The organism is Pseudomonas stagnisoli, from assembly GCF_048595745.1.
In the GTDB taxonomy this organism is placed as follows: Bacteria; Pseudomonadota; Gammaproteobacteria; order Pseudomonadales; family Pseudomonadaceae; genus Aquipseudomonas; species Aquipseudomonas alcaligenes_A.
Genome location: NZ_CP184361.1, coordinates 830,946 through 857,807 on the forward strand (window position 1 = coordinate 830,946; position 26,862 = coordinate 857,807).

27 protein-coding genes are annotated in these 26,862 nt (G+C 68.2%); 13 read left to right on the top strand and 14 right to left on the bottom strand.

Annotated features, from left to right (window positions below; all coding sequences use genetic code 11):
* The first annotated feature begins 57 nt into the window (after positions 1-57).
* Together ACOAPY_RS03975 and ACOAPY_RS03980 are read left to right on the top strand one after the other, a co-directional pair.
* On the top strand, positions 58-2,553 hold the full coding sequence (locus ACOAPY_RS03975; RefSeq protein WP_061905449.1) for a circularly permuted type 2 ATP-grasp protein: 2,496 nt from the start codon (positions 58-60) through the stop codon (positions 2,551-2,553).
* Entirely contained in the window at positions 2,550-3,464 is a 915-nt protein-coding gene (locus tag ACOAPY_RS03980) for a transglutaminase family protein (RefSeq protein WP_465155094.1), read from the top strand. Before ACOAPY_RS03975 ends, ACOAPY_RS03980 begins: the two co-directional genes overlap by 4 nt.
* Positions 3,465-3,900: 436 nt before the next feature.
* On the opposite strand, the gene ACOAPY_RS03985 is transcribed toward ACOAPY_RS03980, so the two are convergent.
* The 5 genes from ACOAPY_RS03985 to ACOAPY_RS04005 all read right to left on the bottom strand — a co-directional run bounded on the left by ACOAPY_RS03985 (position 3,901) and on the right by ACOAPY_RS04005 (position 9,760).
* Positions 3,901-4,812, bottom strand: coding sequence for an FAD:protein FMN transferase (locus tag ACOAPY_RS03985; protein ID WP_465155096.1), 912 nt, complete (start codon positions 4,810-4,812; stop codon positions 3,901-3,903).
* A complete protein-coding gene (locus ACOAPY_RS03990) occupies positions 4,802-6,982 on the bottom strand; it encodes a PepSY domain-containing protein (protein ID WP_465155098.1) in 2,181 nt (726 codons plus the stop codon). The genes ACOAPY_RS03985 and ACOAPY_RS03990 overlap by 11 nt, the downstream gene beginning before the upstream one ends.
* Positions 6,983-6,997: 15 nt before the next feature.
* Positions 6,998-7,468 carry a DUF2271 domain-containing protein gene (locus ACOAPY_RS03995; RefSeq protein ID WP_465155100.1) on the bottom strand — a complete coding sequence of 157 codons (471 nt, stop codon included), beginning with the start codon at positions 7,466-7,468 and terminating at the stop codon, positions 6,998-7,000.
* Positions 7,469-7,557: 89 nt separating this feature from the next.
* Positions 7,558-8,811, bottom strand: a complete 1,254-nt coding sequence (locus tag ACOAPY_RS04000) for a TIGR03862 family flavoprotein (RefSeq protein WP_465155102.1) — start codon at positions 8,809-8,811, stop codon at positions 7,558-7,560.
* A gap of 34 nt (positions 8,812-8,845) precedes the next feature.
* Positions 8,846-9,760 carry a histone deacetylase family protein gene (locus ACOAPY_RS04005; RefSeq protein WP_465156704.1) on the bottom strand — a complete coding sequence of 305 codons (915 nt, stop codon included), beginning with the start codon at positions 9,758-9,760 and terminating at the stop codon, positions 8,846-8,848.
* 44 nt (positions 9,761-9,804) lie between these two features.
* On the opposite strand from ACOAPY_RS04005, the gene ACOAPY_RS04010 reads away from it, so the two are divergent.
* The 5 genes from ACOAPY_RS04010 to ACOAPY_RS04030 all read left to right on the top strand — a co-directional run bounded on the left by ACOAPY_RS04010 (position 9,805) and on the right by ACOAPY_RS04030 (position 14,002).
* Positions 9,805-10,359, top strand: coding sequence for a GNAT family N-acetyltransferase (locus tag ACOAPY_RS04010; RefSeq protein ID WP_465155104.1), 555 nt, complete (start codon positions 9,805-9,807; stop codon positions 10,357-10,359).
* On the top strand, positions 10,349-11,962 hold the full coding sequence (locus ACOAPY_RS04015; protein WP_465155106.1) for a SagB/ThcOx family dehydrogenase: 1,614 nt from the start codon (positions 10,349-10,351) through the stop codon (positions 11,960-11,962). Before ACOAPY_RS04010 ends, ACOAPY_RS04015 begins: the two co-directional genes overlap by 11 nt.
* Positions 11,959-12,828 carry an acyl-CoA thioesterase II gene (gene tesB, locus ACOAPY_RS04020; RefSeq protein WP_021701065.1) on the top strand — a complete coding sequence of 290 codons (870 nt, stop codon included), beginning with the start codon at positions 11,959-11,961 and terminating at the stop codon, positions 12,826-12,828. Before ACOAPY_RS04015 ends, tesB begins: the two co-directional genes overlap by 4 nt.
* Positions 12,825-13,433, top strand: a complete 609-nt coding sequence (locus ACOAPY_RS04025; protein ID WP_465155108.1) for an HAD family hydrolase — start codon at positions 12,825-12,827, stop codon at positions 13,431-13,433. The genes tesB and ACOAPY_RS04025 overlap by 4 nt, the downstream gene beginning before the upstream one ends.
* A 167-nt stretch (positions 13,434-13,600) precedes the next feature.
* Positions 13,601-14,002, top strand: coding sequence for an endonuclease domain-containing protein (locus ACOAPY_RS04030; protein WP_465155111.1), 402 nt, complete (start codon positions 13,601-13,603; stop codon positions 14,000-14,002).
* Positions 14,003-14,074: 72 nt separating this feature from the next.
* On the opposite strand, the gene ACOAPY_RS04035 is transcribed toward ACOAPY_RS04030, so the two are convergent.
* Complete coding sequence (locus tag ACOAPY_RS04035) at positions 14,075-15,904, bottom strand: long-chain-acyl-CoA synthetase (protein ID WP_465155113.1); 1,830 nt, start codon at positions 15,902-15,904, stop codon at positions 14,075-14,077.
* 146 nt (positions 15,905-16,050) lie between these two features.
* Between ACOAPY_RS04035 and ACOAPY_RS04040 the strand changes: the two genes are divergently transcribed.
* Positions 16,051-17,064, top strand: coding sequence for an AraC family transcriptional regulator (locus ACOAPY_RS04040; RefSeq protein WP_465155115.1), 1,014 nt, complete (start codon positions 16,051-16,053; stop codon positions 17,062-17,064).
* Positions 17,065-17,098: 34 nt separating this feature from the next.
* On the opposite strand, the gene ypfJ is transcribed toward ACOAPY_RS04040, so the two are convergent.
* Positions 17,099-17,962 (bottom strand): KPN_02809 family neutral zinc metallopeptidase, encoded by an 864-nt coding sequence (gene ypfJ, locus ACOAPY_RS04045; RefSeq protein ID WP_465155118.1) that lies wholly within the window; start codon positions 17,960-17,962, stop codon positions 17,099-17,101.
* A gap of 69 nt (positions 17,963-18,031) precedes the next feature.
* On the bottom strand, positions 18,032-18,463 hold the full coding sequence (locus ACOAPY_RS04050) for a DUF411 domain-containing protein (protein WP_465155120.1): 432 nt from the start codon (positions 18,461-18,463) through the stop codon (positions 18,032-18,034).
* 127 nt (positions 18,464-18,590) lie between these two features.
* On the opposite strand from ACOAPY_RS04050, the gene ACOAPY_RS04055 reads away from it, so the two are divergent.
* The gene (locus ACOAPY_RS04055) at positions 18,591-18,977 is read left to right on the top strand and encodes a DUF4345 domain-containing protein (protein ID WP_465155122.1); all 387 of its coding nucleotides are present in this window, start codon (positions 18,591-18,593) and stop codon (positions 18,975-18,977) included.
* Positions 18,978-18,993: 16 nt separating this feature from the next.
* Here the strand turns inward: ACOAPY_RS04055 and trmA are convergent, their stop codons facing one another.
* Both trmA and ACOAPY_RS04065 read right to left on the bottom strand, forming a co-directional pair.
* A complete protein-coding gene (gene trmA / locus ACOAPY_RS04060; RefSeq protein ID WP_465155125.1) occupies positions 18,994-20,079 on the bottom strand; it encodes a tRNA (uridine(54)-C5)-methyltransferase TrmA in 1,086 nt (361 codons plus the stop codon).
* Positions 20,076-21,374, bottom strand: a complete 1,299-nt coding sequence (locus ACOAPY_RS04065; protein ID WP_465155127.1) for an NCS2 family permease — start codon at positions 21,372-21,374, stop codon at positions 20,076-20,078. Before ACOAPY_RS04065 ends, trmA begins: the two co-directional genes overlap by 4 nt.
* A gap of 199 nt (positions 21,375-21,573) precedes the next feature.
* Here ACOAPY_RS04065 and ACOAPY_RS04070 point away from each other — a divergent pair, with 199 nt between their 5' ends.
* Together ACOAPY_RS04070 and ACOAPY_RS04075 are read left to right on the top strand one after the other, a co-directional pair.
* Entirely contained in the window at positions 21,574-22,131 is a 558-nt protein-coding gene (locus ACOAPY_RS04070; protein WP_465155129.1) for a DJ-1 family glyoxalase III, read from the top strand.
* Positions 22,128-22,577, top strand: a complete 450-nt coding sequence (locus ACOAPY_RS04075; protein ID WP_286947693.1) for a SecDF P1 head subdomain-containing protein — start codon at positions 22,128-22,130, stop codon at positions 22,575-22,577. Before ACOAPY_RS04070 ends, ACOAPY_RS04075 begins: the two co-directional genes overlap by 4 nt.
* 61 nt (positions 22,578-22,638) lie before the next feature.
* On the opposite strand, the gene ACOAPY_RS04080 is transcribed toward ACOAPY_RS04075, so the two are convergent.
* Positions 22,639-23,049: a MerR family DNA-binding protein gene (locus tag ACOAPY_RS04080; protein ID WP_286947691.1), complete on the bottom strand. Its 411-nt coding sequence runs from the start codon at positions 23,047-23,049 to the stop codon at positions 22,639-22,641.
* A gap of 61 nt (positions 23,050-23,110) precedes the next feature.
* Between ACOAPY_RS04080 and ACOAPY_RS04085 the strand changes: the two genes are divergently transcribed.
* Positions 23,111-23,740, top strand: a complete 630-nt coding sequence (locus ACOAPY_RS04085; protein WP_465155131.1) for a cation efflux transmembrane domain-containing protein — start codon at positions 23,111-23,113, stop codon at positions 23,738-23,740.
* On the top strand, positions 23,730-24,065 hold the full coding sequence (locus tag ACOAPY_RS04090; RefSeq protein ID WP_465155133.1) for a DUF3703 domain-containing protein: 336 nt from the start codon (positions 23,730-23,732) through the stop codon (positions 24,063-24,065). The genes ACOAPY_RS04085 and ACOAPY_RS04090 overlap by 11 nt, the downstream gene beginning before the upstream one ends.
* A gap of 94 nt (positions 24,066-24,159) precedes the next feature.
* Here the strand turns inward: ACOAPY_RS04090 and ACOAPY_RS04095 are convergent, their stop codons facing one another.
* From ACOAPY_RS04095 to ACOAPY_RS04105, 3 genes are read right to left on the bottom strand one after another with little or no spacing between them, the layout of a single operon-like run.
* Entirely contained in the window at positions 24,160-24,282 is a 123-nt protein-coding gene (locus tag ACOAPY_RS04095; RefSeq protein WP_043216580.1) for a membrane protein, read from the bottom strand.
* Positions 24,282-25,286, bottom strand: coding sequence for a cytochrome d ubiquinol oxidase subunit II (cydB, locus tag ACOAPY_RS04100; RefSeq protein ID WP_237046388.1), 1,005 nt, complete (start codon positions 25,284-25,286; stop codon positions 24,282-24,284). The genes ACOAPY_RS04095 and cydB overlap by 1 nt, the downstream gene beginning before the upstream one ends.
* Positions 25,283-26,713 carry a cytochrome ubiquinol oxidase subunit I gene (locus ACOAPY_RS04105; protein ID WP_465155135.1) on the bottom strand — a complete coding sequence of 477 codons (1,431 nt, stop codon included), beginning with the start codon at positions 26,711-26,713 and terminating at the stop codon, positions 25,283-25,285. Before ACOAPY_RS04105 ends, cydB begins: the two co-directional genes overlap by 4 nt.
* Positions 26,714-26,862: the final 149 nt, after the last annotated feature.

The window sequence follows — 26,862 nt, forward strand, 5'->3', positions numbered from 1 at the left end:
CCCCGGCCCCTCTCCCATAAATGGGCGAGGGGAGTCCTGCGCCTGATAGAGCCTGCCATGCCTGACCTGCTTGCCGATTACCCGCGCCCCCACGCGGCCTACCACGAACTGCTCGATGCCCAGGGCCAGGTGCGTCCGCACTGGCGGCGCCTGCTCGACCAGCTGCAGCGCAGCACCCCGGCGCAGCTGCAGCAGCGCCAGGCCACGCTGGCGCGGCAGATTCAGGAAAACGGCGTGACCTACAACGTCTACGCCGACCCGGAGGGCGCCGACCGCCCCTGGGAGCTGGACTTGCTGCCCAACCTGATCCCCGCCGACGAGTGGCAGCAGATCGCCGCCGGCGTGGCCCAGCGTGCCGGCCTGCTCAACGCCGTGCTGGCCGACCTGTACGGCCCGCAGCAGCTGCTCGCCGACGGCCTGCTGCCGAGCGAGCTGGTGTTCGGCCACGACAACTTTCTCTGGCCCTGCCAGGGCGTGCAGCCGCCGGGCGGTACCTTCCTGCACCTGTATGCCGTGGACCTGGCCCGTGCGCCGGACGGCCGCTGGTGGGTCACCGCCGACCGTACCCAGGCGCCGTCGGGTGCCGGCTATGCGCTGGAGAACCGGCAGATCCTCTCGCGCGCCTTCCCCGAGCTGTACCGTGATCTGCGCGTGCAGTACCTGGCCGGTTTCTTCCGCACCCTGCAGGACACCCTGGCCCGCCAGGCGCCTGTAGATGGCGGCGAGACGCCGCTGGTGGTGCTGCTCACCCCCGGTCGCTTCAACGAGAGCTACTTCGAGCACCTGTACCTGGCGCGCCAGCTCGGCTATCCGCTGGTCGAGGGCAGCGACCTGACTGTGCGCGACGCCAAGCTCTACCTCAAAACCCTGGCTGGCCTGCGCCGCGTGCATGCCGTGCTGCGCCGGCTGGACGACGACTACTGCGACCCGCTGGAGCTGCGCACCGACTCCGCCCTCGGCGTGCCCGGCCTGCTGGAGGCGGTGCGCCAGGGCAACGTGCTGGTCGCCAATGCCCTCGGCAGCGGCGTGCTGGAATCGCCGGGCCTGCCTGGCTTCCTGCCGGCGATTGCCGAGAAACTGCTCGGCGAGGAGCTGCTGCTGCCCTCCATCGCCAGTTGGTGGTGCGGCGAGGCGCCGGTGCTGGACGAGGCGCTGGACAAGCTCGACGAGCTACTGGTGCGCCCCAGCTTCCCCTCGCAGAGCTTCGCCCCGGTATTCGCCCGCGACCTCGACGAGGCGCAGCGCAGCGCGCTGGCCGAGCGCATCCGCAGCCGTCCCTATGCTTACGTGGCACAGGCTCGCGCCCAGCTGTCGCAGGCACCGGTGTGGCTGGCCGAGGAGGGCGGCCTGGCGTCGCGCGCCATCGGCATGCGCGTGTTTGCCGTGGCCAGTGCCGAAGGTTACCGGGTGCTGCCCGGTGGCCTGACCCGCGTGGCGGCCGATGCCGATGCCGAGGTGGTATCGATGCAGCGCGGCGGCGCCAGCAAGGACACCTGGGTGCTCGGCGAGCGCCACCCCGGCGGCGAGCCCTGGCAATGGCTGCGTCCGCTCGGAGTGGCCGATCTGGTGCGCAGCGACCCCTACCTGCCATCGCGGGTAGTGGAGAACCTGTTCTGGTTCGGCCGCTACGGCGAGCGCTGCGAGGACAGCGCGCGCCTGCTGCGCATCCTGCTGGAGCGCTATGTCGACGATGACGATGATCCACAGGCCCTGCAGGCTGCGCTGGCCCTGGCCGAAGGCCTCGGCCTGCTGCCCGGCGCGGCCAGCGGCTCGCTGCAGGCCCGCCTGCAGCAGGCGTTGTTCGGTGCCGACTGGCCGACCAGCCTGCGCGCCAACCTGCAGCGCCTGCAGTGGGCGGCCGGCAGCGTGCGCGGCAAGCTGTCCCAGGCCAACTGGCAGGCGCTGGTGGAGCTGCAGCGCGAGGCCCAGGCCCTGGAAGGGCAGCCCGCCGACTTCGGCGAGCTGCTGGATTTTCTCGATCGCCTGCTGATGTCGCTGGCGGCGCTGTCCGGCTTCGCCCTGGATGACATGACCCGCGACGACGGCTGGCGCTTCCTCATGATCGGCCGCTGCATCGAGCGCCTGCAGTTCCTCTGCGAGAGCGTCGCCGGGCTGCTGCGCAGCCACGCGGCACAGGACCAGTCGGCGCTGGAGTGGCTGCTGGAGCTGGGCAACAGCATCATCACCTACCGCACCCGCTACCTGGCCGCGCCGCAGCTGATCCCGGTGCTCGACCTGCTGCTGCTCGACGAGCAGAACCCGCATGCGGTGCTGTTCCAGCTGCGCCAGTTGCTGCGCTCGCTGGAGCGCCTGGAGGAGGGCTTCGACTTCCGCGCCGGCCCCACCCTGGGCGAGCTGGCGAGCAAGCTAGCCGCTTTCCGCCTGGGCAGCCTGGAGAGCCCGCTGTTCGGCAGTTCCGGGCAGCGCGCGGTGCTCGGAGGCCTGGCCGACCTGCTGCTGCAGATCGCCGAGGTCTCCGGGCGGGTCTCCGACCAACTGGCGCTGCGCTTTTTCGTGCATGTCGATGCCAGCCGCGGGACACTTTCCTCATGAAACGCGCCCTGTACCAAGTCCTGCACGATACCCACTACCGCTACTCGGCGCCGGTGTCCCTGGCCCAGCAGCTGGCCCACCTGTGGCCGCGCGACTGCGCCCGGCAGCTGTGCCAGGAGCGGCACCTGACCGTCACCCCGCAGCCGACCGCGCGCCAGGACGGCCTCGATACGTTTGGCAATCCGCTGACCCGCCTGGTCTTCGAGCGCCCGCACGAGCAGTTGCGCGTGATTGCCAGCCTGCGCGTCGAGGTCCTGGCCCGCGACAGCCTGGTGCTGGACGACTCGCCGGCCTGGGAAAGCGTGGTTGCGGCGCTCGGCTACTCCGGCCAGCCGCTGGCCCCGGAGCTGCTGGAGGCCGCGCGCTACCGCTTCCAGTCGCCCTACGTGCACCTCAAGCGGCTGTTCGCCGACTACGCCGCCGACTGCTTCGCTCCCGGCCGGCCGCTGCTGCGTGCGGCGCAGCTGCTGATGCAGAAGATCTTCCGCGAATTCACCTTCGATGCCGCCGCCACCCAGGTGGCGACGCCGCTGGTGCAGGTGCTGGAACAGCGCCGTGGCGTGTGCCAGGACTTCGCCCACCTGATGCTCGCCTGCCTGCGCTCGCAGGGCCTGGCCGCGCGCTATGTCAGTGGCTACCTGCTGACCCAGCCACCACCCGGCCAGCCCCGCCTGATCGGCGCCGACGCCTCGCACGCGTGGATCTCGCTGTACTGCCCACGCCAGGGCTGGGTCGACTTCGACCCGACCAACAACCTGCTGCCCAACCTGGAACACATCACCCTCGGCTGGGGCCGCGACTTCGCCGATGTGTCGCCGCTGCGCGGGGTGATCCTCGGCGGCGGCAGCCACGACCCGGACGTGCGGGTGACGGTGACGCCGTTGGAGGCGCCTTTGCCGGCGGTGGGCTGACGGCACTTCGCGGGAGAGGGCGGGGTAGCCTCGGCCCTCTCCCTAGCCCTCTCCCATAAATGGGAGAGGGGATGTCAGTCGTCGCCCGAATTTCCTTCGGCGCCAAGGACCGCTACCGGCGGCAGATTTCGTATCGGCGTCACTGGAGGGCGATTCCTGTCGTGCTCCCCTCTCCCGCTTGCGGGAGAGGGGCCGGGGGAAAGGGTAATGCGCTGGAGCCGGCCCCATGTCGGCGGTACTCCTAATGGGACTGTCCTCTGTCCATGGCCAGAGGACAGTCCGTAGCCCGGATGCAATCCGGGACCGGAGTTGCCTGCTTCCCGGATTGCATCCGGGCTACCTGTTGAGCTACTGCAACGCACCCAGCCTGGCCACCGGCAAAGCAGGTCGCCGCCGCTGGGCGCCTCAGTCGAGCATCACGCCGGAGCGCCGCAGCTCAGAAGCCGACCAGCACCTCGCGCAGTGCATCGCCTTCACGCACCACGAAGATCGCGCTCAGGCCCCGCGCCCGCGCCATCCGCGAGCCGGCTTCGACGCCCAGCACCAATAGGGCGGTGGCCCAGGCGTCGGCATGCATGCAGCTGGTGCAGATGACCGAGACCGAGGTCAGCGGCGACAGCAGCGGTGCACCGCTGTGCGGGTCCATGGTGTGCGAGACGCTGGTGCCGTCGCGTTCGCGCCAGTGCCGGTAGTCGCCGGAGGTGGCAATCGAGGCATCCGTCAGCTCCAGGGCTCCGAGCACTTCGCGGCGGCCGCGCAGCGGCTTCTCCAGGGCTACCGCCCAGGCGCTGCCGTCGGGCTTGTGCCCGGCGGCACGCATCTCGCCGTCGATGCCCACCAGGAAGTCGTGCACGCCGTGTTCTCGCAGGCAGCGCGCCAGCTGGTCGACGGCGAAGCCCTTGGCGATACCGTTGAGGTCCAGGCTGATGCGGCTGTGCGTGCGCGCCGCGCGCCGTGGCACATCCAGCTCCAGCGCCTCACATGCGCGCGGTGGCCGCGGCGGTAGCTGCTCGGTGGCGGCCTGCGGACCGAAGCCGCAGGCGCTGACCAGAGCGCCGACGCCGATATCGAAGGCGCCGCCGGACTGTTCGCCAATCTGCAGGGCGGTTGCCAGCACCCACAGCAGCTCTTCCGGCAGCTCGACCCACTGGCCCGGCGGCGCGGCGTTGAGGCGCATCAGATCGGAGTCGGCCTGCCAGGTCGACATCTGCCGGTCGACGCGGTCGACCGCCTGTTGCAGCTCGGCCTGCAGGGTGCACTGGTCGATGCTCTCTGCGGCATAGAACACGGCGCTGTAGCGCGTGCCCATGGTCGCGCCGCTGAGGCTGTAGCGCTGTTCAGTAGACATCTTCGCGGTACCTGCCCTGTTGCTTCAATTGTTCGACGCTGCCGCCCTGGCCGGCCAGCAGCGTTTCCACCACGGTGCGCACGCCGGCCGCCATCTCTCTGGAGCCGCACACCAGTATCTGCGCGCCCTGGGCCAGCAGCCGCTGCAGTTCGGCAGCGTCCTGGCGCAGGCGATCCTGCACGTACATCGCCGCGGGGCCCTGGGAGAAGGCCAGGCCCAGCCGGGTCAAGCGGCCATCGGCCAGGCACTCCTGCAGTTCGGCCTGATAGGGGAAGCCCGCCTGTGCATGGCGACCACCCCAGTAGAGGTGCAACGGACGCTGCGCGAGGTTCTTGCGAGCGAAGCCGATCAGCGGTGCCAGGCCGGTGCCGGCCCCTACCAGGATCAGCGGATGCTGGCCGGCATCGGGGCGGAAGTCCGGGTGCGGCTGGAGGAAGCCCTGGACGCGCGCGCCGACCGGCAGCTCGTGCAGCAGCGTAGAACAGAGCCCCTGTGGCTGCCGGCGTACGCAGATTTCCACCGCGCCGTCTTCATCGGCGCTGGCGATCGAGTAGTAGCGTGGCGCCAGTCCGGGGCCCGGGCTAATGGCCAGCAGATCGCCGGGGGCAAAGTGTGCCGGCGGCTGCCCGGCATCGAGCGCAAAGCGCAGGATGGCAGCCGGCGCCTCGTCGGCTTCGCCAAAGACTTCGCGGCTCAGCAGGCGCAGCGGCTGCAGGGACGGGGTGGACTGCACCGCTATCAGCTTGAGGTCGATGTCCAGCGCGCGGCCCAGGCGCTGAGCCCACAGGTCGAGGTCACCAGGATTGCCGCGATCGACCTTGTGCAGCGCCAGGAGCGGCTTGATGCCCAGCGCGCACAGCTGTTCCTCGACCTGCGCGGCATAGCCGCAGAAGTGCTGGAAGCGGCTATCGCCAAGGCCCAGGACCGCCGCCTGCAACTCCGGCGCCAGCCGGCTCTGGGCCAGGCGCTGGAGGAATGCCGAGGCCGACTGCGGCGCCTGGCCGTCGCCATGGGTGGCAGTGAGGATCAGCAGGTATCTGGCCTGCGGGTAGCTGGGCTGCAGCTGGTTCATGCTGGCGCTGTGCACCGACATGCCGCTGGCCGCCAGTTGCTCATGCAGCTGGCGGGCGTAGTCCCAGGTGCTGCCGCTCTGGCTGCCGACCAGGAGGATGGCCTCGGCCTGTTGAGCCTGGCTGTTGCCGGCAACGCTCCGCGACTGACGCTGGCGCCGCCACCAGGCGAAGGTGCCGGTGATGCCGAGGAACAGGCATGCCAGGCTGGCGGCGCCGAGGATCAGTGACCACATCGGCGAGCCGGCGGCGGTATGCAGCTCGTACATCGTCTCGTACAGCTGGCGCGCCGGCCCATGGGGCTGGTAGCTGATCCAGTTGCCGCTGCCTGCGTTGACGAAGCCCTCGCCGGTCGCCGTGCGGACGGTGAAGTAGCTGGCCTGGTTGGCGCTGGGGAACTCCAGTTCGCGCAGGTCCTGCAGCGCCAGATTGCGCAGGGCCGACAGGGTGCCCGGCGCCGCCGCCGGCGCGGCGTCGACGCTCTCGGGGTAGGCCAGCTCCACGTCCTGGCCGTCGTTGATCCAGCCCTGGCTACTGCCGGCGAGATAGAGGCCGCTGCCGGCGCTGACCAGCAGCACCGGCAGCGCCCAGCGCGCCACCACGCTGTGCCAGTGCGCCAGGCCCTGGCCCGGCTTGATCGGCAGCAGCAACCGATGCCAGCCGCCCAGGCGCCGGGCCAGCAGCCAGGCGCCGCTCACGGCCAGCGCCAGCAGGGCCAGCGCGGCTAGACCGCTTAGCCAGCGCCCGGCGGAACCCAGCAACAGCTCGCGATGCAGGTCACGGACCCAGCTCAGGGTTGCCGAAGGCTGGTACGGGCCGATGACCGCTGCCGTGAGCGGGTCGACCCTTACCTGATCGCTGCCCTCTGCCGTAGCGAGGGTGGCCCGCAGTTCACCGTCGGGCGCCCGTTCCAGGCGCTCGATGTTCGGCAACTGTTGCACCAGGCGCTCGGCGACCTGACCGACCGACTGCATCTCGCTCGCGGGAGCCTGCAGGTGCCCGTTCAGCACGCTGGCGGACAGCACCAGGCCGCTGGCCGCCGAGAGCATGAGGAGGAGACCGAGGGCCAGGCTGAGATACAGATGGATGCGCTGCGACATGGGGGGGCTCCGGGGTCAGAACGTATAGCCGAAGCTGTCGATGTAGCCCTGCCCGCCACCCTTGACGCTGGTCGCCTGGCTGGACAGCGGTACCTGGATTTCGCCACGGTTGTCGCGCTTGTCTTCCACGGCGGTGTCGATGCGGATCTGGTAGCCGGCATCGATCAGGGCGTCTTCCAGTTCGACGGCGACCTCCAGGGTTTCGCCGCTGCCGACGCTGGCGCCGGTCAGGCCGTCGAACTCCGCCGGCCGGTTGCCGCCGCCCTGGGCCCAGTCACGCAGATGCCGGTAGTACTTGGCCTTCTTGCCGGCTACCCACAGCGTGCGCTGGTAGACGCCCTGGGCATCGGTGACATAGATCGCCAGGTAGGCTTCGTTGCCGCGGTATTCCTGCAGGGTGGTGGTCAGGTTGATTTCGCGGGCCTGGCTGATGGCCGGCAATGCCGAGATGCCCGCCAGGGCGAAAGAGAGTGCGGTCTTGTTCATTTCAAGGTCCTCCAGAAGTGCTGGAGACAACCTTATCGGGCTTCACTTAAGCGAAGCTGAACCCCTCTAGGACGGGCCTTAAGGAGATCTTAAGACTGTTCTGATCCTGCGCCCCGCAGCCACGCCAGCGCGCCCAGCCCGGCCGCGCGGCCACTGGCGAAACAGGCGGTGAGCAGGTAGCCGCCGGTCGGTGCCTCCCAGTCGAGCATCTCGCCGGCGCAGAAGGTGCCGGGCAGGGCGCGCAGCATCAGGTTCTGCTCCAGCGCCTCGAAGGTCACGCCACCGGCGCTGGAGATGGCTTCGTCCAGCGGGCGGGTGCGCAGCAGCTCGATCGGCAGCGCCTTGATCGCGCGGGCCAGGCGGTTCATATCGGCGAAATCCGCAGGCGGGGTCAGCTCGCGCAGCAGGGCGGCCTTGGCACCGTCCAGGCCGAGCTGGCGGTGCAGGTGCTTGGCCATGGACGCGGAGCCGCGCGGCTTGCTCAGCAGCGCAGTGACCTTCTCCAGCGAGCGCTCCGGCTGCAGATCCAGATACACCTGTGCGCTGCCGTGCTGCTCGAGGCACTGGCGGATGGCAGCGGACAGCGCGTAGACCAGGCTGCCCTCGATGCCGTGCTCGGTGAGGACGAACTCGCCACGCCGTGGCGCCTCGCCGTCCAGCGCCAGGGTGACGTTCTTCAGCGGCGCGCCGGCGAACTTGCCGCGCAGGTGCTCGCTCCAGCCGGCCACCTCGAAGCCGCTGTTGGCCGGACGCAGCGGCGACACCTCGACTCCGCGCTGCTCCAGCAACTGCACCCAGGCGCCGTCCGAACCGAGGCGCGCCCAGCTGCCGCCGCCCAGGGCCAGCACGCAGGCATCGGCTGTAACCAGGCGCTCACCCTCGGGCGTGGCGATGCGCAGCGCGCCGGCCTCGTCCCAGCCCAGCCAGCGGCTGCGCGTGTGGATGGCCACACCGGACTCGCGCAGGCGCTTGAGCCAGGCGCGCAGCAGCGGCGCAGCCTTCATGTCGGTGGGGAACACCCGACCGGAGGTGCCGACGAAGGTGTCGATGCCGAGATCATGAATCCAGGCGCGCAGGGCTTCGGCATCGAAGTCCGCCAGCAGCGCGGCGATTTCGCCCTCGCGCTCGCGGTAGCGGGCGAGGAAGGGCGCCTTGGCTTCGGAGTGGGTGATGTTCATGCCGCCGACCCCGGCCAGGAGGAACTTGCGCCCGACCGAAGGCATGGCGTCGAACAGCTCGACCCGCACGCCGGCGTTGGCCAGCACTTCGGCGGCCATCAGCCCGGCAGGGCCGCCGCCGATGATGGCAACCAGGGGAGCGGAGGACGGGCTGTCGGTGGGCATGGCGATTCGCGGCTAAGGGGAGCGGGCCGGCATTCTAGCGCAGCTGCGCCAACACCCGCGCCGCACTGTGATGAAGGATGCCGTGGCGGCGGGCGAGGACGGCACGATCCTTGTCGTAGCCGCCGCCGATCAGGCCGACCACCGGGATGTCGCGCTCCAGGCAGTGGCGGAACACCGCCTCGTCGCGGGCGGCGATGCCGGCATCGCTCAGTTGCAGATAGCCGAGGGCGTCGTCCTTGTGCACGTCGACGCCGCCGTCGTAGAGCACGATGTCCGGCTGGTACAGGGCCAGCAGGTAGCCGAGGCTGTCATGCACCACCTTGAGGTAGTCGGCGTCGCCCATGCCGATCGGCAGGCCGATGTCCCAGTCACTTCTGGCCTTGCGCGTCGGGAAGTTCTTCTCGCAGTGCAGGGATACGGTGATGGCGTCCGGTATGTTTTCCAGCAGGCGCGCGGTGCCATCGCCCTGGTGCACGTCGCAGTCGTAGATCAGCACCCGGCCGGCGCGCCCGCTCTCCAGCAGGTAGCGGGCGACCACCGCCAGGTCGTTGAAGATGCAGAAGCCGGAGGCCTCGTCGAAATGCGCGTGGTGGGTGCCGCCGGCCAGGTGGCAGGCCACTCCATGCTTGAGCGCCAGCTCGGCGGCCAGCAGCGAGCCGCCGACCGCACGCACGGTACGCCGGGCCAGCGGCTCGCTCCAGGGCAGGCCGAGACGGCGCTGTTCCTGATGGGTCAGCTCGCCGCTGGCGAAGCGCTCGATATAGGCCGGGCAATGGGCCAGGGCGAGCACGTCCGGCGGGCAGATCTCGGGGCGATGCAGCTCGCCGTCGCGCACCAGGCCGCTGTCCACCAGGTGGTCGCGCAGCAGGCGGAACTTCTCCATGGGGAAACGATGGTTGGCCGGGAAGGGCGGGCTGTAGTCGTCGTGGTAGACCAGCGGCAGCATAATGAACAACTCTCGCAGCCATTTGAAAAACGAGGCGAGCCCAGTATATGAGCACAACCCTGAGCAGCGAACGCCTGATCCTGCGGCCCTGGCGCGAGGACGATCTCGATGCCCTGGCGCCGCTGTGCGCTGACCCCGAGGTAATGGCGCATTTCCCCGCGCCCCTGGACCGCGCCGGCAGCGCCGCGCTGCTCGGCAAGCTGATGGCGCACCAGGCCGAGCATGGCTTCACCTTCTGGGCGCTGCAGCGGCGCGAGGACGCGGCCTTTGTCGGCTTTACCGGCCTGGCGCGGGTCGGCTTCGAAGTGCCCTTCGTGCCGGCGGTGGAAATTGGCTGGCGCCTGGCCCCGCCCTACTGGGGCCAAGGCTATGCGCTGGAGGCGGCGCGGCGTGCGCTGCAGTTCGCCTTCGAGGATTTACAGCTGGATGAAGTGGTGGCCTTTACCGTACCCGCCAACCAGCGTTCCTGGGGCCTGATGCAGCGTCTGGGCATGCGCCGCGATGCGGCCGGCGACTTCGAGCATCCTCACCTGCCGGTCGGCCACCCGTTGCGTCCGCACTGGCTCTATCGCATCAGCCGGGAGGCCTGGCATGGACGCTGAACGACAGGTGCGCGCCTATCACGCGCTGAGCAAGCATGCGCCCAACGCCTATGCGCCGGGGCCCGGTTACCTGGACTGGGCGACCCAGCCTGCGCCGTTCCGCCGCTATGCCGGGGCTCGCCTGATCGAACTGTGGCAGCGCCCGCTGGAGGAGACGCCGGGCTATGACGCGCCCTTCGCCGGCCCCATCGGCACGCCGCAGCCGCTCAACCGCGCCAGCCTTTCGCAGCTGCTGTACGACAGCCTGGCCTTGTCGGCCTGGAAGGAAGCCGACGGCAATCGCTGGGCGCTGCGGGTCAATCCATCGTCCGGCAACCTGCACCCGACCGAGGCGTATCTGCTGTTGCCGCCGGGCAGCCTCGAGGAGACAGGGTTGCTGGCGCACTACGCAGCGGATGCGCACGGCCTGGAGGTGCGCGCCGAGCTGCCGGCGGCACTGGGCGAGCAGTTGGCGGCGGCGCTGCCGGCCGGCGGCTTCCTGCTCGGCCTGGCCAGCATTCCCTGGCGCGAGGCCTGGAAGTACGGCGAGCGTGCCTATCGCTATTGCCAGCATGACCTCGGTCACGCCCTGGCCTGTGTGGGCATCGCCGCGGCGATTCAGGGCTGGCAGGTGCGCCTGCTGCGCGGCGTCGCCGAGGTGCGCCTGGATGGCCTGCTGGGGCTGGAGCGCGATGGGTTCCATGAAGCCGAGCATGGCGACTGCCTGCTGTGGGTTGGCCCTGCACAGACGGACGAGTTTGTTCTATCCGAGGGGCTGCTGCGCGGGCTGGTGGCGCTGGCGCTGGATGGCAGGCCCAATCGCCTGTCGCGGCATTACCGCAAGTGGCCGGAACTAATGCGGGTGCATGCGCTATGCCGGGCACCGGCTTTGCCGGCGCCGAACTGGCAGGCGCCGAGGGGGCACAGTAGCAGCGATAATCCCGGCCTGCCGTTGCGGCCGATCCTGCATCGGCGGCGCAGCGCTCAGGCCTTCGATGGCCGCTCTGGCATCCAGGCCGAGCTGCTGTTCGCCTGGCTGCGACGTTTGCTGCCCGCCAACTCGCCGGTGCCATTCGCGTTGAGCGGCGAGCCGGCGCAGGTCGATCTGCTGCTGTTCGTCCATCGCGTGCAGGGTCTGGCCCCCGGGCTTTACTGGCTGGCCCGTTGCGACGGTCAGCCGCAGCCGCAAGGGTTGCGTGGCGACTTCAGCTGGCAACGCGTCCATGAGTCGCTGCCGCTGTACCGCCTGCTCGAAGGCGACGCGCGTGGCCTGGCCGGCTTCCTCTCCTGCGGGCAGGACATCGCCAGCGACGGCTGCCTGGCCCTGGCCATGCTGGCGCGGTTTGACGCCGCACTGGCTGCGGGGCCGTGGAGCTACCCGCGGCTGTACTGGGAGTGCGGGCAGATCGGTCAGCTGCTCTATCTGGAGGCCGAGGCGGCGGGGTTGTCTGGCACCGGCATCGGCTGTTTCTTCGACGATCAGGTACACGAATTGCTGGAACTGGCCGACAGCCGCTGGCAAAGCCTTTACCATTTCACTATCGGCCGCGCGGTGTGGGACGCACGCCTCACCAGCGCGCCGGCCTATGACGAATTGCGTGTGCCGCCGAGGAGCGATGTATGAGCCAAGTGCTGGATGATCTGGTGTCCCTGCTGAGCATGGAGCAGATCGAGGAGAACCTGTTCCGTGGGCGCAGCCAGGACCTGGGCTTCCGCCAGCTGTTCGGCGGCCAGGTGCTCGGCCAGTGCGTCTCCGCCGCCAACCAGACGGTCGAGCCGGCGCGCCACGTGCACTCGCTGCACGGCTACTTCCTGCGCCCCGGCGACGCCGGCCTGCCGGTGGTGTACAGCGTTGACCGCGTGCGCGACGGCGGCAGCTTCAGCACCCGGCGCGTCACGGCGATCCAGAAGGGCCAGCCGATCTTCACCTGCGCCGCCTCCTTCCAGGCCGACGAGGAGGGCTTCCACCACCAACTGGCGATGCCCGAGGTGCCCGGCCCCGAGGGCCTGCCCTCGGAAACCGAGCTGGCGCGCCAGGTGGCGCACCTGATTCCCGAGCGCATGCGCGAGCGCATGACCAGCGACAAGCCGATCGAGATTCGTCCGGTCACGCGTATCAACCCTTTCGCCCCGCAGCCCTGCGAGCCGGTCAAGTACGTGTGGTTCCGCGCCGCCGGCGAGCTGCCCGCCGAGCCGCAGCTGCACAAGCTGCTGCTGGCTTACGCCAGCGACTTCAACCTGCTCACCACCTCGATGCAACCGCACGGTGTGTCGGTGTTCCAGAAGTTCATGCAGGTGGCCAGCCTCGACCACTCGCTGTGGTTCCACGGCGACCTGCGCATGGACGACTGGCTGCTGTACGCCATGGACAGCCCCTGGTCGGGCAATGCCCGCGGCTTCTCCCGCGCCAGCATCTTCGACCGCAGCGGCCGCCTGGTGGCCTCGTCGGCGCAGGAGGGGCTCACTCGTCTGCGCGAGGACTGGAAATGACGACGAGGGTTTCCCCGGCCCTGCAGAGCTGCCGCCACTGGGTGTTCGACATGGACGGCACCCTAACGGTGGCCGTGCATGACTTTCCGGCGATCAAGCGCGCGCTGGGCATTCCCCAGGAAGATGACATCCTCCATCACCTCGCCGCGTTACCGGCGGACGAGGCTGCGGCCAAGCATGCCTGGCTGCTGGAGCACGAACGCGAGCTGGCGCTTGGCTCGGTGGCTGCTCCCGGTGCCGTCGAGCTGGTGCGCCATCTGCATGGGCGCGGCTGCCGCCTCGGCATCCTCACCCGCAACGCCCACGAACTGGCCTTGCTGACTCTGGAGGCCATCGGTCTGGGTCAATGTTTCGAGACGCGCGATGTGATCGGCCGCGACGAGGCGCCGCCCAAACCTCACCCGGGCGGCCTTCTGCACCTGGCGGCGCGCTGGCAGGTGCAGCCCAGTGCGCTGGTGATGGTCGGCGACTACCGCTTCGACCTCGACTGCGCTCGCGCCGCTGGCGCCCAGGGCGTACTGGTCAACCTGCCGGAGAATCCCTGGCCGGAGCTGACTGATCTGCATGCGGTGGATTGTGGAAAGTTGCTAGGGCTGTTGGGGTAACGGGGCTGCCCGACTCCCTCACCCCCGCCCCTCTCCCGGAAGGAGAGGGGAGGCGTGTCAGGGCGCTTTGGGGTAGACCACCCTCTCCCTCTGGGAGAGGGGCGGGGCGGCCCGCGTAGGGTGAGGGACTGCCAGGCTGCACGGACCATCAGGAAAGGATTCCTGCCATGCCCCGTCGCAAATCCCCGCTCGAACCCGGCTCGCTCGAATTTGCCCGCCAGCTCAGGCGCGAAGGTACTGATGCCGAGAGTCTGCTCTGGCGCCATCTGCGTGGTCGTCAGTTGGCTGGGCACAAGTTTCGCCGCCAGCATCCGTTGCCACCCTATGTCTTGGATTTCTATTGCGAGGCGCTGCGTCTCGGCATCGAGCTGGATGGTGGGCAGCACTATGCGGATGAAGGTCAGCAGTACGATCGGCGACGGTCCGAATATCTGCTGTGTCAGGGGATTCGCGTGCTGCGTTTCAGCAATCGGGAAGTGCTGCTGGAGCTACCAGCCGTGTTGGAGCGAATCTACCAGGCGGTCGCAGCGCCCTCACCCCTAGCCCCTCTCCCGGAGGGAGAGGGGTAACGTGGCAGGTGGCGCTGGGTGATAGTCACCCCTCTCCCCACAGGATGAGGGACGCTCAGGCCCCTCCACCCTTCAATAGCGGTACTCACCACCCTGAATCGCCGCATGCAGCCGTGCATCCACCGGCACATAGCGCTCGTCGCCGGGCAGCCAGGCATACAGCGGGTCGGCGCAGCGCGTCGGGTCGAAGCCCTGGTCCTTGAGGGGCGCCTTCTTGTGCTTGAAGGTGCCGGTGGTCTCCATCTTCTCGCTCAGGCGCAGGAATAGCGGCACCGCATAGTGAGGCAATTCGCGGCGTAGCTCGGCGAGCAGGCCCTGGAAGTCGAAATCGGCCGGATCGCGGTCCAGACGGATACAGGCCATGCCGGCGCGGCCGTTGGTGCCGGCGATCTCGACGCCGTAGACCACTGCCTCGCCGACCCCCTCGATGCCATTGAGCACCGCCTCCACCTCGGTGGTGGAGACGTTCTCGCCCTTCCAGCGGAAGGTGTCGCCGAGGCGGTCGACGAACTGGGCGTGGCGCCAGCCCTGGTGCAGCATCAGGTCGCCGGTGTTGAACCAGGCGTCGCCCGGCTTGAACACGTCGCGCAGGATGCAGCTCTCGGTCTTGGCCGGGTCGGTGTAGCCGTGGAATGGCGTCTTCGCCGTGATCTCGCCGATCAGCAGACCGGGTTCACCGGGCTTTACCCGTTGCAGGCGGCCCTGGGCATCACGCAGCGGCGCCTCGCTTTCACGGTCGTAGCGGACGATGGCGTAGGGGTAGGGGGTGAAACCCACCGTGTTGTCCAGGTTGAGCAGGTTGGTGAAGCCGATATTGCCCTCGCTGGAGGCGTAGAACTCGACCACCCGCTGGATGCCGAAACGCTGCTTGAAGCTGCCCCAGATGGCTGGGCGCATGCCGTTGCCGACCATGATGCGCAGCGGGTTGTCGGCGTCGTCCGGGCGCGCCGGGCGGTCCAGCAGGTAGCGGCACAGCTCGCCGACATAGCCGAAGGCGGTGGCGCCGTGGCGGCGCACTTCGTCGAGGAAGCGGCTGGCGCTGAACTTGCGCACCATGATCAGGGCTGCGCCGGCGGACAGCACCGAGCCCCAGCACACCACCATGGCGGTGGCATGGTAGAAGGGCAGGCTGCAGTACAGGCGTTCGTCGCGGCCCAGGCGCACGGCACCGAAGCCGAAGATGCCGTAGCCCTTGAGGAAGCGTCCGTGGTTGAACACCACGGCCTTGGGCAGGCCGGTGGTGCCGGAGGTGTAGATGTAGAAGCAGGGATCCTCGGCCTGCACCGGGCGCGCCAGCGGGGGCGGCGTATCCGGCTGCGCGGTCAGCTCGGCCGCCGGGTGCTGCCAGCCGGCCGGGGCCTGGCCGGGATCACGCCATGTCGGGCGGTCGGCAAAGTAGTAGCGGCCGTCGGTCGGCAGCTGCAGTTGCCCCTCGACTTCCTCGAAGGCGGCCAGCAGTTCCTCGCCGACCAGGGCGACGCGTGGTTTCACCAGGTTGATGCTGTGCGCCAGCACCTGGCCGCGCTGGCTGCTGTTGAGCAGTGCGGCGACGGCACCGAGCTTGGCGCAGGCGATGACGCAGGCCAGCAGCTCCAGACGATTCTCCAGCAGCAGCACGGCGCAGTCGCCCTGGGCCAGACCGCCGGCGCGCAGGCGATGGGCCAGGCGATTGGCCCACTGGTCCAGCTCGGCGTAGCGGATGCGCTCGTCGCCCTGGATCAAGGCAATGCCCTGCGGGTTACTGCGGGCGGCGCGCTCCACGCAGTCGGCCAGGCCGCCGACGGCGCTGCCGCGTGCTCGGCTGGCCAGGCGCAGGCCTCGGAGGATGCCGGGCAGTCCGGCGAGCAGGTAGGGCACGCGGGACAACAGGCGTGGCAAGGTGAGAACGGCGGCACGGTTCATGGCGGGGCCTGCGATGTTGTTGTTATTCGGCGCAATCTACGCAAGGCCGGCACGAGCGGTTGATAGCCTAACGTCGCAACGGACTGGCATTTCGTCTCACGGGGGCTGCACAATCGGCCATCTCGTCGGTGAAAGGATTTACCGTCATGCTGCACACCGTACCCAGCGCCACCGCCTCGCTGCTCCTCGATCTGTACCAGAGCCTGCGACGCCTGCAGCTGGCTGAGCCGGCCGATCTTGTCGCGCTGGGTCTGGCACCGAACACGCCGCTGGATCTGGAGGCGCGCATCCCGGTGGCCTGGCTGTTGCGCCTGTGGCAGCTGGCGGCCGAGCGCGGCGCGCCGGCCGATCTCGGCCTGCAGTTGGGCCAGCAACGAGGCCTGCACAGTCGTGGTCCGGTAGCCAATCTGGCGTCGATGAGTGCCACCCTCGGCGAGGCGCTGGAACTGTTTCGCCGGCACAGTCCGGTGATGAGCGAGTGCGAGAACCTGCGGGTCGAGCAGGGTGCTGATCGCGTGCGTATCCACTTTCTGTTCACCGCCCCTTTGGCAGGCCATCCGCCTGCCTGCGAGTACAGCCTCAGCTCGGCGCTGTGCTGGGGCCGGCAGATGAGCGGCACGCGCCTGGTTCCGCTGCAGGTGGGCTTTCGCCATAGGCCGCTGGCCGGCTCCGCCAGCTATCGGCAGATTCTCGGTTGCCCGGTGCGCTTCGGCGAGCCGCTGGACTATATCGAGATGGCTGCGGCGGACATGCGCTTGCCACTGCTCGGCGGCAACGATTACATCAAGGGCCTGCTGCTGCAGCGGGTCAGTGACATGCAGGCGCAACTACCCAGCCGGCAAAGCCTGCGTCAGCAGGTGCAGCAGTTGATCGAACTGGGATTGATCGACGGTGCGCTGTCGGTGGAGGAGGTCGCGCGGCGTTTGCATACCAGCCGGCAGACCCTGCACCGCCACCTGCGTGAGGAAGGCTGCAGCTTTTCCGAACTGCTCGCCAAGGTGCGCCGCGAGCACGCGCTGCGGCGTCTGCGCCAGCTCGACTGTCGCATCGAGCAAATCAGCCGCGAGCTGGGCTTTGCCGAACCGAGTGCCTTCTACAAGGCGTTCAAGGGCTGGTTCGGCGTATCGCCCAAGGCCTATCAGGCGCAGCAGGGCGGGTGAATCCCGTACCTTTCCGGTCCGGTTTGTCGCGGGTCTACAGCCTGGCCGCCTTGAAGGTATCGCAGCGGCCCGGCTCGCCATTGTCGAAGCCTGTGCGGAACCAGCGCACGCGCTGCGCCGAGGTGCCGTGGGTGAAGGAGTCCGGCATCACGGTGCCGCGGCTCTGCTTCTGCAGACGGTCGTCGCCGATGGCGTTGGCGGCATTCAGTGCCTCCTCCAGGTCGCCTGGCTCCAGCCAGTCGAGGCGCTGCTGGGCATGGTGTGCCCACACGCCGGCCAGGCAGTCGGCCTGCAGCTCCTGGCGCACCAGCAGGCCGTTGTCGCCTTCCACCCGCTCGCCGCGCTGACGTGCCGCGTTGACCCTGGCCGAGACGCCGAGCAGGGTCTGCACATGGTGGCCGACCTCGTGGGCGATCACATAGGCCTGGGCGAAGTCGCCGGCGGCGGCGAAGCGGGTTTCCATCTCGCGGAAAAAGCTCAGGTCGAGATACACCTGCTGGTCGCCGGGACAATAGAAGGGGCCGACGGCGGCATCGGCGAAGCCGCAGGCCGAGCGCACGCTGCCGCTGAAGAGGATAAGTTTCGGGTCCTGGTACTGCTTGCCTGAGGCCTGGAAGATGGCGCGCCAGGTGTCCTCGGTATCGCCGAGCACGGCCCTGACGAATTCGCGCTGCGGATCGTCGGCGGCCGGCGCACGCTGTTCCGGCGCCGGCGCGCCCTGCTGCAGGCCCTGGTTGACCACGCTGCCGAGGATGGTCAGCGGGTCCTGGCCCATCAGCAGGCCGATCACCACGATCACGGCGATACCGCCCAGGCTCAGGCCCTTGCCGCCCAGGCGCCTGCCGCCACCGCGCGCATCCACCACGTTGTCGCTGCGTCTGCCGCGTTCCCAGCGCATGACCGCGCTCCTTTTCTCCGTCCGGGGCTGACAGTGTCGTCCCCGCACGGGCGGCGCGCCAGCGGGGCGTTACTCGGCCGGATAGTCGGCCAGCACGCTTTCCTGGCCGTTCTTGTCCAGGCCGATCACCTGGTAGGCATCCACGCGACCGGTTTCCATGCCCGGCGAGCCGTGCGGCATGCCCGGCACTGCGGCGCCGAGCAGGTCGGGGCGGCCCTGCAGGGCAAGCACATCACGGGCCGGCACATGACCTTCGACGAACTTGCCGTCGATCACCCCGGTGTGGCACGAGGCCAGACGCGGCGGCACGCCCAGGCGCTGTTTGACGGCGTTCATATCGGTCTCGACCAGGTCGTTGACCCGGATGCCATTGGCTTCCAGGTGGCTGATCCAGTCTTTGCAGCAGCCACAGTTGGCGTCGCGATGCACGTCCATGGTGATGGGCTCGGCAGCTTGCGCGGTGGCGGCAAAAAGCAGGGCGGCGAGAGGCAGCAGGCGCATGGGGGTGTCCTCGAACGTCAAAAGAAAAAGCGTAAACCCGTGGTTGCCGGTGTCCCAGCTTGCAACTGTTTCCGATTAAGTCGCCAGCGCCTATGCTCGCTGCCTGCCACCACGCTGGAGAGTGTCGATGCTGCCTGTCCGCCTTTTCCTGATCGTCCAGAGCCTGATCCTCGCCGGCTTCGGCCTGGCCTATTTCGTCCGTCCGCACGAACTGGCGAACCTCAGTGGCATGCTGCTGATGGCGCCGGCGGCGATCACCGATGTCCGGGCGTACTATGGCGGTCTGCAGCTTGGCCTGGCGGCTTGGCTGGGATTGGCGCTGCTGCGCAGTGAGTTGTTGCGCCCGGTGCTGATGCTGCTGGTGCTGCTCTACAGCGCATTGTTCCTCGCCCGCCTGGGCGGGATGTGGCTGGACGGCGGCGCGCAGCAGACCTTCAATCTCTACGCCATGCTGTTCGAGGGCGTCTCGGCAGGGCTGGCGTTCTGGTGCCTGCGCGCCCTGCCTTCGCGGTAGAGGTACCCGGGCGCGACTATCGCCGCACCAGCAGCACGCCTGCTTCCATGTGGTGGGTCCAGGGAAACTGGTCGAACAGGGCGCAGCGCTCGATACGATGGGTATCGTTCAGCTGGGCAATGTTGGCGGCCAGGGTCTCCGGGTTGCAGGAGATATACAGGATGTTGTCGAAGCGCCGGGTCAGCTCGCAGGTGTCCGGGTCCATGCCGGCGCGTGGCGGGTCAACGAACACCGCGCCGAAGTCGTATGACTTCAGATCGATACCGGCCAGGCGACGGAACGGACGCACTTCGTTGAGGGCCTGGGTCAGCTCCTCGGCGCTCAGGCGCACCAGCTCGATGGTGTCGATACCGTTGTCGGCCAGGTTGGCCAGGGCGGCATTGACCGAGGTCTTGCTGATCTCGGTGGCCAGCACCTTGCGTACCCGGGTGGACAGCGGCAGGGTGAAGTTGCCGTTGCCGCAGTACAGCTCCAGCAGGTCGTCGTCGCGCTCGCCGAGGGCGTCATAGGCCCACTGCAGCATCTTCTGGCAGACCGTGCCGTTGGGCTGGGTGAAGGCACCCTCCGGCTGGCGGTAGCGGAAGGTGCGCCCGGCCACGGTCATTTCTTCTTCGACGTAATCGCGGCCGATCACCAGGCGCTGGCCGCGCGAACGGCCTACCAGGCTGACACCCAGCCTGGCGGCAAGCTGCTCGGCCTCGGCCTGCCACTCGGCATCCAGCGGGCGGTGGTAGCACAGGGTGATCAGCGCATCACCGGCCAGGGTGGTGAGGAACTCGACCTGGAACAGCTTGAATGACAGCACCCGACTACCCTGCCAGGCGGCCTTGAGCTGCGGCATCAGCGCGTTGATGCGCTGGCTGGCGATGGGGAACTGGTCGATCAGGATCGGCGTGTGCTTGTCGCCGGCCTCGAACATCGCGTAGTGGCGTTCCTCCTGCTCGCGCCACAGGCGGAACTCGGCGCGCAGGCGATAGTGCCCGGCCGGCGAGTCGAACACCGCCGGCTCGGGCGCCGCGAAGGGCGCCAGCAGCTCGCGCAGGCGAGCGACCTTGGCGTCCAGCTGGGCGGTATAGGCCGCCGCGTCGCGTACCTGGGTCATGCGTTGACGCCAAAGGCGAACTTGGCGATGAAGATCGCAGCCAGAATCACCAGCGCCGGGTTCAGCTCCTTGATGCGACCGGCCAGGGCCTTGATCAGGACCCAGGCGATGAAGCCAAAGGCGATACCATTGGCGATCGAGAAGGTCAGCGGCATGGCCAGGGCTGTGATCACCACCGGCGCGGCGACGGTGATGTCGTCCCATTCGATTTCGGCCAGGCCGGAGGTCATCAGCACGGCAACGAACAGCAGCGCCGGAGCGGTGGCAAACGCCGGCACGGTGCCGGCCAGCGGCGCGAAGAACAGCGCCAGCAGGAACAGCCCGGCGACCACGATGGCAGTCAAACCGGTGCGGCCGCCAGCGGCCACGCCCGAGGCGGATTCGATGTAGCTGGTGGTGGTGCTGGTGCCCAGCAGCGAACCGCCCATGGCGGCTGTGCTGTCAGCGATCAGGGCGCGGCCCATTTTCGGCAGGTGGCCATCCTTGCTCATCAGGCCGGCGCGCTTGGCCACGCCGATCAGGGTGCCGGTGTTGTCGAACAGGTCGACGAACAGGAAGGCGAAGATCACGCTGATCATGCCCACGTCCAGCGCGCCCATGATGTCCAGTTCGAGGAAGGTCGGCGCCAGCGAGGGCGGCATGGAGACGATGCCGCCGAACGGGGTCACACCCAGGCCGATGGCGATGGCGGTGACCACCAGGATGCCGATCATCACCGCGCCGGTGACGCGACGGGCTTCCAGGGCGACGATCAGGAAGAACCCGAGGATCGCCAGCAGCGGGCCCGGGCTATGCAGATCACCGAGGCCGACCAGGGTGGCCGGGTTGTCCACCACCAGTCCGGCTTCCTTGAGCGCGATCAGCGCCAGAAACAGGCCGATGCCGGCGGCAATGGCTGAGCGCAGCGGCAGCGGGATGCTGTTCACGATCCATTCGCGGATGCGGAAAATCGACAGCAGGAAGAACAGGGTGGCGGAGATGAACACCGCGCCCAGCGCCACCTGCCAGGTGTGGCCCATGTGCAGCACTACGGTGTAGGTGAAGAAGGCGTTGAGGCCCATGCCGGGCGCCAGGGCGATCGGATAGTTGGCGATCAGCCCCATCAGCGCCGAGCCGATGGCAGCGGCCAGGCAGGTGGCGACGAAGATCGCCCCCTTGTCCATGCCCGTTTCTCCCAGGATCGCCGGGTTGACGAAGAGGATGTAGGCCATGGTCAGGAAGGTCGTGACACCGGCGAGGATCTCGGTACGCACGTTGGTGTTGTGCGCCTTGAGTTGGAACAGCTTTTCCAGCATGGTGGGGCTCCCGTTGGGCTGGTGCGGCATGGGTTGTGGACTGCGCCAAAGCAAAGCACAAAGGCTGCCAGCTCGATGGAAAACGAGGGCGAATTCGAGGCAGATCCGGAAAAGCCGCGCACTATACCAGCTCACCCCCGAGCGGTGAATTTATGACCGGACGGACAGCATCAGTTTCCGTCGGGCAAGGAGAACCAGCATGACAACCCGTGCCCTGATCGCTGTCGCCGATGGCGTCGAAGACATCGAGACCGTGACCCTGATCGATGTGTTGCGCCGCGCCGAGGTGGAGGTGGTGGTGGCCAGCATCGAGAATCGCCGTATGTTCACCTGCGCCCGCGGCACCCGTGTCACCGCCGACACCATGCTGGTCGACGTGCTGGCCCAGGACTTCGACCTGATCGTGCTACCCGGCGGCATGCCCGGCGCCCAGGCTCTGGCGGACCACGCGCCGCTGGCCGCCAAGGTGCGCGAGCAGGCCGCGGCTGGCCGGCTGTTCGCCGCCATCTGTGCGGCACCGGCCCTGGCCTTGCAGAGCTACGGCGTGCTCAAGCAGCGGCGCATGACCTGCTACCCGGCATTCAGTGAGCGCCTGTCCGGCTGCACCTTCGTCGATCAGCCGGTGGTGGTCGATGGCAACTGCATCACCAGCCAGGGGCCGGCCACCGCCTTGTTGTTCGCCCTGACCCTGGTCGAACAACTGGTGGGCAAGGCGCTGCGCAAGTCCGTGGCCGAGGCCATGCTGGTGCCGGCATGAGGGCGCTGCTGGCGGTGCTCGCCCTGACTCTGTTGGCCGGCTGCGCCCGCGAGGCGCACCTGCCCAGCGCCGTGCATCAGCTCGGCATCCATCCCGCACGTACGGCCAGCGCCGAGGGGCTGCAGGCCATGCGCGATCGCCACAGCGGCGTGCGCCTGTGGGTGGCGCCGCAGGCGGCGCTGACCGAGGCGGACGTACAGCAGGCGGAAATGGCCTTTACCCCGGCCGGCGAGCCGGCGGTGGTGCTGACCCTGAACGATGCCGGGCGCGCCACCCTGGCCGAACTGACCCGTCGCCATCTGGGGCAGCCGCTAGCCTTTGTGGTCGATGGCGAACTGCGCCTGGCGCCCATCGTCGAGGAGCCGGTGCTCGACGGCCGCGTCGCCCTGACCGGTTTCGATTCGCTGCAGGAAGCGCAGGATCTGGTGCGCGACTGGAGCCACTGAGCCCAGTCGCATGGGCAGCTGTGGCCTGTGTTCCTCATGGCATCCGGGCCGCGGGCTGGCTTCAGTGGCAGCAGTCGCGATCGTCCAGTGCTTCCAGCAGCCGACAATGCTCGGCATGGCCGCTGTGGCAGCCGGCCAGTTTGCTCAGCTCGGCACGCATGTTCTGCAGGTCGCGGATGCGCGTTTCGATGGCGTCCAGGTGCTCGCGCACCATCTGGTCGGCACTGGCGCAGGGGCTCTCGGGGTGGGCGGCGAGATCGAGCAGGCTGCGGATTTCCTCCAGACTGAAGCCCAGTTCGCGACCGCGCCGAATAAAACGCAGTCGGCGTATGTCCTGTTCCTGATAGTGGCGATAGCCGGCGGGACTGCGCTGTGGCGCCGGCATCAAGCCGCTGCGTTCGTAGAAGCGGATGGTTTCCAGGTTCACGCCGCTGTCACGCGCCAGCACGCCGATGGTGAGTGGCTTGCTCATGTTGACTCCGTAGCAACTACAGGGTTTAGCCTAGTTTGCATCCCCAACAAGGAGATGCCAAATGGGCGCTAACTGCTGCAATCACGACTCCGCTCCGCGCCACGACGATGGCCGTTACCGGCGCATCCTGTGGATTGCGCTGCTGGTCAACCTGGCGATGTTTCTGGTCGAGATTGGCGCCGGCCTCAAGGCTGGCTCGGTGTCGCTGCTGGCCGACTCGCTGGACTTCCTCGGCGATGCCGCCAACTACGGCATCAGCCTCTGGGTATTGGGCATGGCGTTGACCTGGCGCGCCCGCGCCGCCCAGTTCAAGGCTGCCAGCATGCTGGTGTTCGGTCTCGGCGTGCTCGGCGCGGCGTTGTGGCAGGCCTGGCAGGGTGGTGTGCCCAGCGCGCCGACCATGGGCCTGGTGGGCAGCCTGGCGTTGTTGGCCAATGTCGGCGTGGCGGTGTTGTTGTACGCGTACCGCGAGGGCGACAGCAACATGCGCAGCGTCTGGCTGTGCACCCGCAACGATGCGCTCGGCAACCTGGCCGTGCTGGCCGCGGCGCTGGGGGTGTTCGGCACCGGCAGTGCCTGGCCGGACCTGATCGTGGCCGGCATCATGGCCAGCCTGGCCGTGCATTCGGCGATCGCGGTGCTGCGTCATGCCGATGGCGAACTCAATGGCGGGCACGGGCATGCGCACTGAACTGCAGCAGGCGCTGGCACAGGCGTTCGCCGAAGGGCGCCGGGCACTGGAGCGCAACGACACGGACGCGGCCTACGCCTGGCTGGAGCGCGCCCACATCCTCAGCCAGCGCATGCCGCTGCGCCACGCCGGGTCGCACTGGCTGATGCTGCGCGCCGGCTGGCAGGCGCGCGACTGGCGCGAGGTGGCCGGGCAGCTGCCGCGCATCCTGGCGGCGCTGCTCTTCTCTCGAATCTGGGTGCCGTTGGGCAACACAGGGCGGGCGCAGGTCAGTGCATTCCAGCCGATGCCGCTGAGCGACGAGCTGAAGCGGTTGTTGGAATAGGTAGTTACGGTGGAAAACGCTGCGCGGTTTTCCAGCCTACGCACAGGCCCGCTTTTGTAGGGTGGATGGCCGCAGCCATCCACCCGTTGCCAGCTCAGGTCAGCCCCATGCCCCACTTGATGGCGTAGGCGAGCAGGCCGACGGCCGCCACGCCGCCCAGCCAGAGCAGTACGAACCAGGCCAGGCGCTTGGCCAGTGGCTGTTTGACCTCGTGCATCAGTGATACCCCTCGCCGACCTTGACCTTGCCGCGGAACACCCAGTAGCTGTAGGCGGTGTAGATCAGGATGATCGGCACCATGAACACCACGCCGACCAGGGCGAAGGCCTGGCTGCTGGCGGGTGCCGAGGCCTCCCAGATGCTCACCGCCGGCGGGATGATGTTCGGCCACAGGCTGATGGCCAGACCCGTGTAGGCCAGGGCGATCAGCGCCAGGGTCAGCACGAAGGGCTGCCAGTCGATCTTCAGGTGCACGGCGCGGACGATACCGAGGATGGTCACCGCCACCAGGGTCGGCACCGGGATGAAGTAGAACAGGTTGGGCAGGGTGAACCAGCGCTGGGCGATGCTCTCGTGGGCCAGCGGCGTCCAGATGCTGACCACGGCGATGAACAGCAGCAACAGGCTGGTCAACGGCAGCATCAGCTTGTACATCTTGTGGCGCAGCTTGCCCTCGGTCTTCATCAGCAGCCAGGCGCAGCCGAGCATGGCGTAACCGGCCACTAGGCCCGCGCCGCAGAACAGCGGGAAGGGCGCCAGCCAGTCGAAGGCACCCCCGGCGAACTGCCGATTCTCCACCTTGATCCCTTCGATAAAGGCACCGAGCACCACGCCCTGGGCGAAGGTGGCGACGATCGAGCCCCAGATGAAGGCGGCGTCCCACACATGGCGGGTGCGCTTGGCCTTGAAGCGGAACTCGAAGGCCACACCGCGGAAAATCAGCGCGATCAGCATGATCAGCAGCGGCAGGTAGAGCGCCGTGAGCACCACCGAGTAGGCCAGCGGGAAGGCGGCGAACAGCCCGGCACCGCCCAGTACCAGCCAGGTCTCGTTGCCGTCCCAGATCGGCGCCACGGTGTTCATCATGGCGTCACGCTCGTCCTTGTCACGGAAGAAGGGGTAGAGGATGCCGATACCCAGATCGAAGCCATCCATCACCACGTACATGAAGATGCCGAAGGCGATCACCCCGGCCCAGATCAGCGGCAGGTCGATGCTCATGGGCGTTGCTCCTGTTCGTCTTCAACACTGTCCTCGGCGGCCGACAGCGGGCGCGAAGGTGTACGCGAGTGGCCCGGGCCACCGGCCTCGCTGGGCGCGTGGGCATGCAGCAGGCCCAGCACCGGGCCCTTGCGCATCATGCGCAGCAGGTAGGTGATGCCGACGCCGAACACGGCGAGGTACACCACCACGAAGATGCTCAGCGATATGCCCATCTGCGTGGCGCTGTGGTTGGACACCGCGTCCGAGGTGCGCAGCAGGCCGTAGATCACCCAGGGCTGGCGGCCGACCTCGGTGGTCACCCAGCCGGCGAGGATGGCGATCAGCCCGGACGGGCCCATCAACAGCATCAGGCGCTGGAAGCCGCGCGCCTCGTACAGCCGGCCGCCACGGCGCAGCCACAGGCCGATGACGCCGCAAAGGATCATCGCCAGGCCCAGGCCGACCATCACGCGGAAGCTCCAGAACACGATCGGTACATTGGGCCGGTCTTCGGGCGCCCATTCCTTGAGGCCCTTGATCTCGCCGTCGAGGTCATGGGTGAGGATCAGGCTGGCCAGGCGCGGGATGCCGATGGCGTAGTGGGTGGTTTCCGCCTGCATGTCGGGGATGCCGAACAGCAGCAGCGGCACGCCGCGGGAGGTTTCCCAGTGGCCTTCCATCGCCGCCACCTTGGCCGGCTGGTATTTCAGGGTGTTGAGGCCGTGCAGGTCGCCGATGAAGGCCTGCACCGGCGCCACCAGCAGCGCCATCCACAGCGCCATGGAGAACATCATGCGGGTGGCCTCGTCGCGCTTGCCCTTGAGCAGGTGCCAGGCCGCCGTGGCGCCGACCACGAAGGCGGTGCTGAGGAAGGCCGCCACCGCCATGTGCGCCAGGCGGTAGGGGAAGGACGGGTTGAACACGATGTCCCACCAGCTTTCCGGGTAGAACACCCCGTCGACCAGGCTGTGGCCTTGCGGGGTCTGCATCCAGCTGTTCGAGGAGAGGATCCAGAAGGTCGAGATCAGCGTGCCGATGGCCACCATCAGGGTGGCGAAGAAGTGCAGGCCGCGGCCGACCTTGTTCATGCCGAACAGCATGATCCCGAGGAAGCCGGCTTCGAGGAAGAAGGCGGTGAGCACCTCGTAGGTCAGCAGCGGACCCATGATGCTGCCGGCGGCGGTGGACAGCCCGGCCCAGTTGGTGCCGAACTGGTAGCTCATCACCACACCGGAGACCACGCCCATGCCGAAGGTCACGGCGAAGATCTGCAGCCAGAAACGGTACAGGTCGTAGTAGACCTCGCGCTTGGTTTTCAGCCACAGACCTTCGAGCACGGCCAGGTAACTGGCCAGGCCGATACTGATGGCGGGGAAGATGATGTGGAAGGAGATGGTGAAGGCAAACTGCAGGCGCCCCAGCTCCAGTGCATCGAGGCCAAACATGATGGGCCACTCCAGAAATTGATCTGGATCAATACTCCGTCAAGCGGGACCTGCGTCGTAGTCGGCGGATTGTCGCATTGGGCAAATTGCCGCAGCCGTCCTTACCCCAGCCCTCTCCCGGAGGGAGAGGGAGTTGGTCGGTGCCGGGT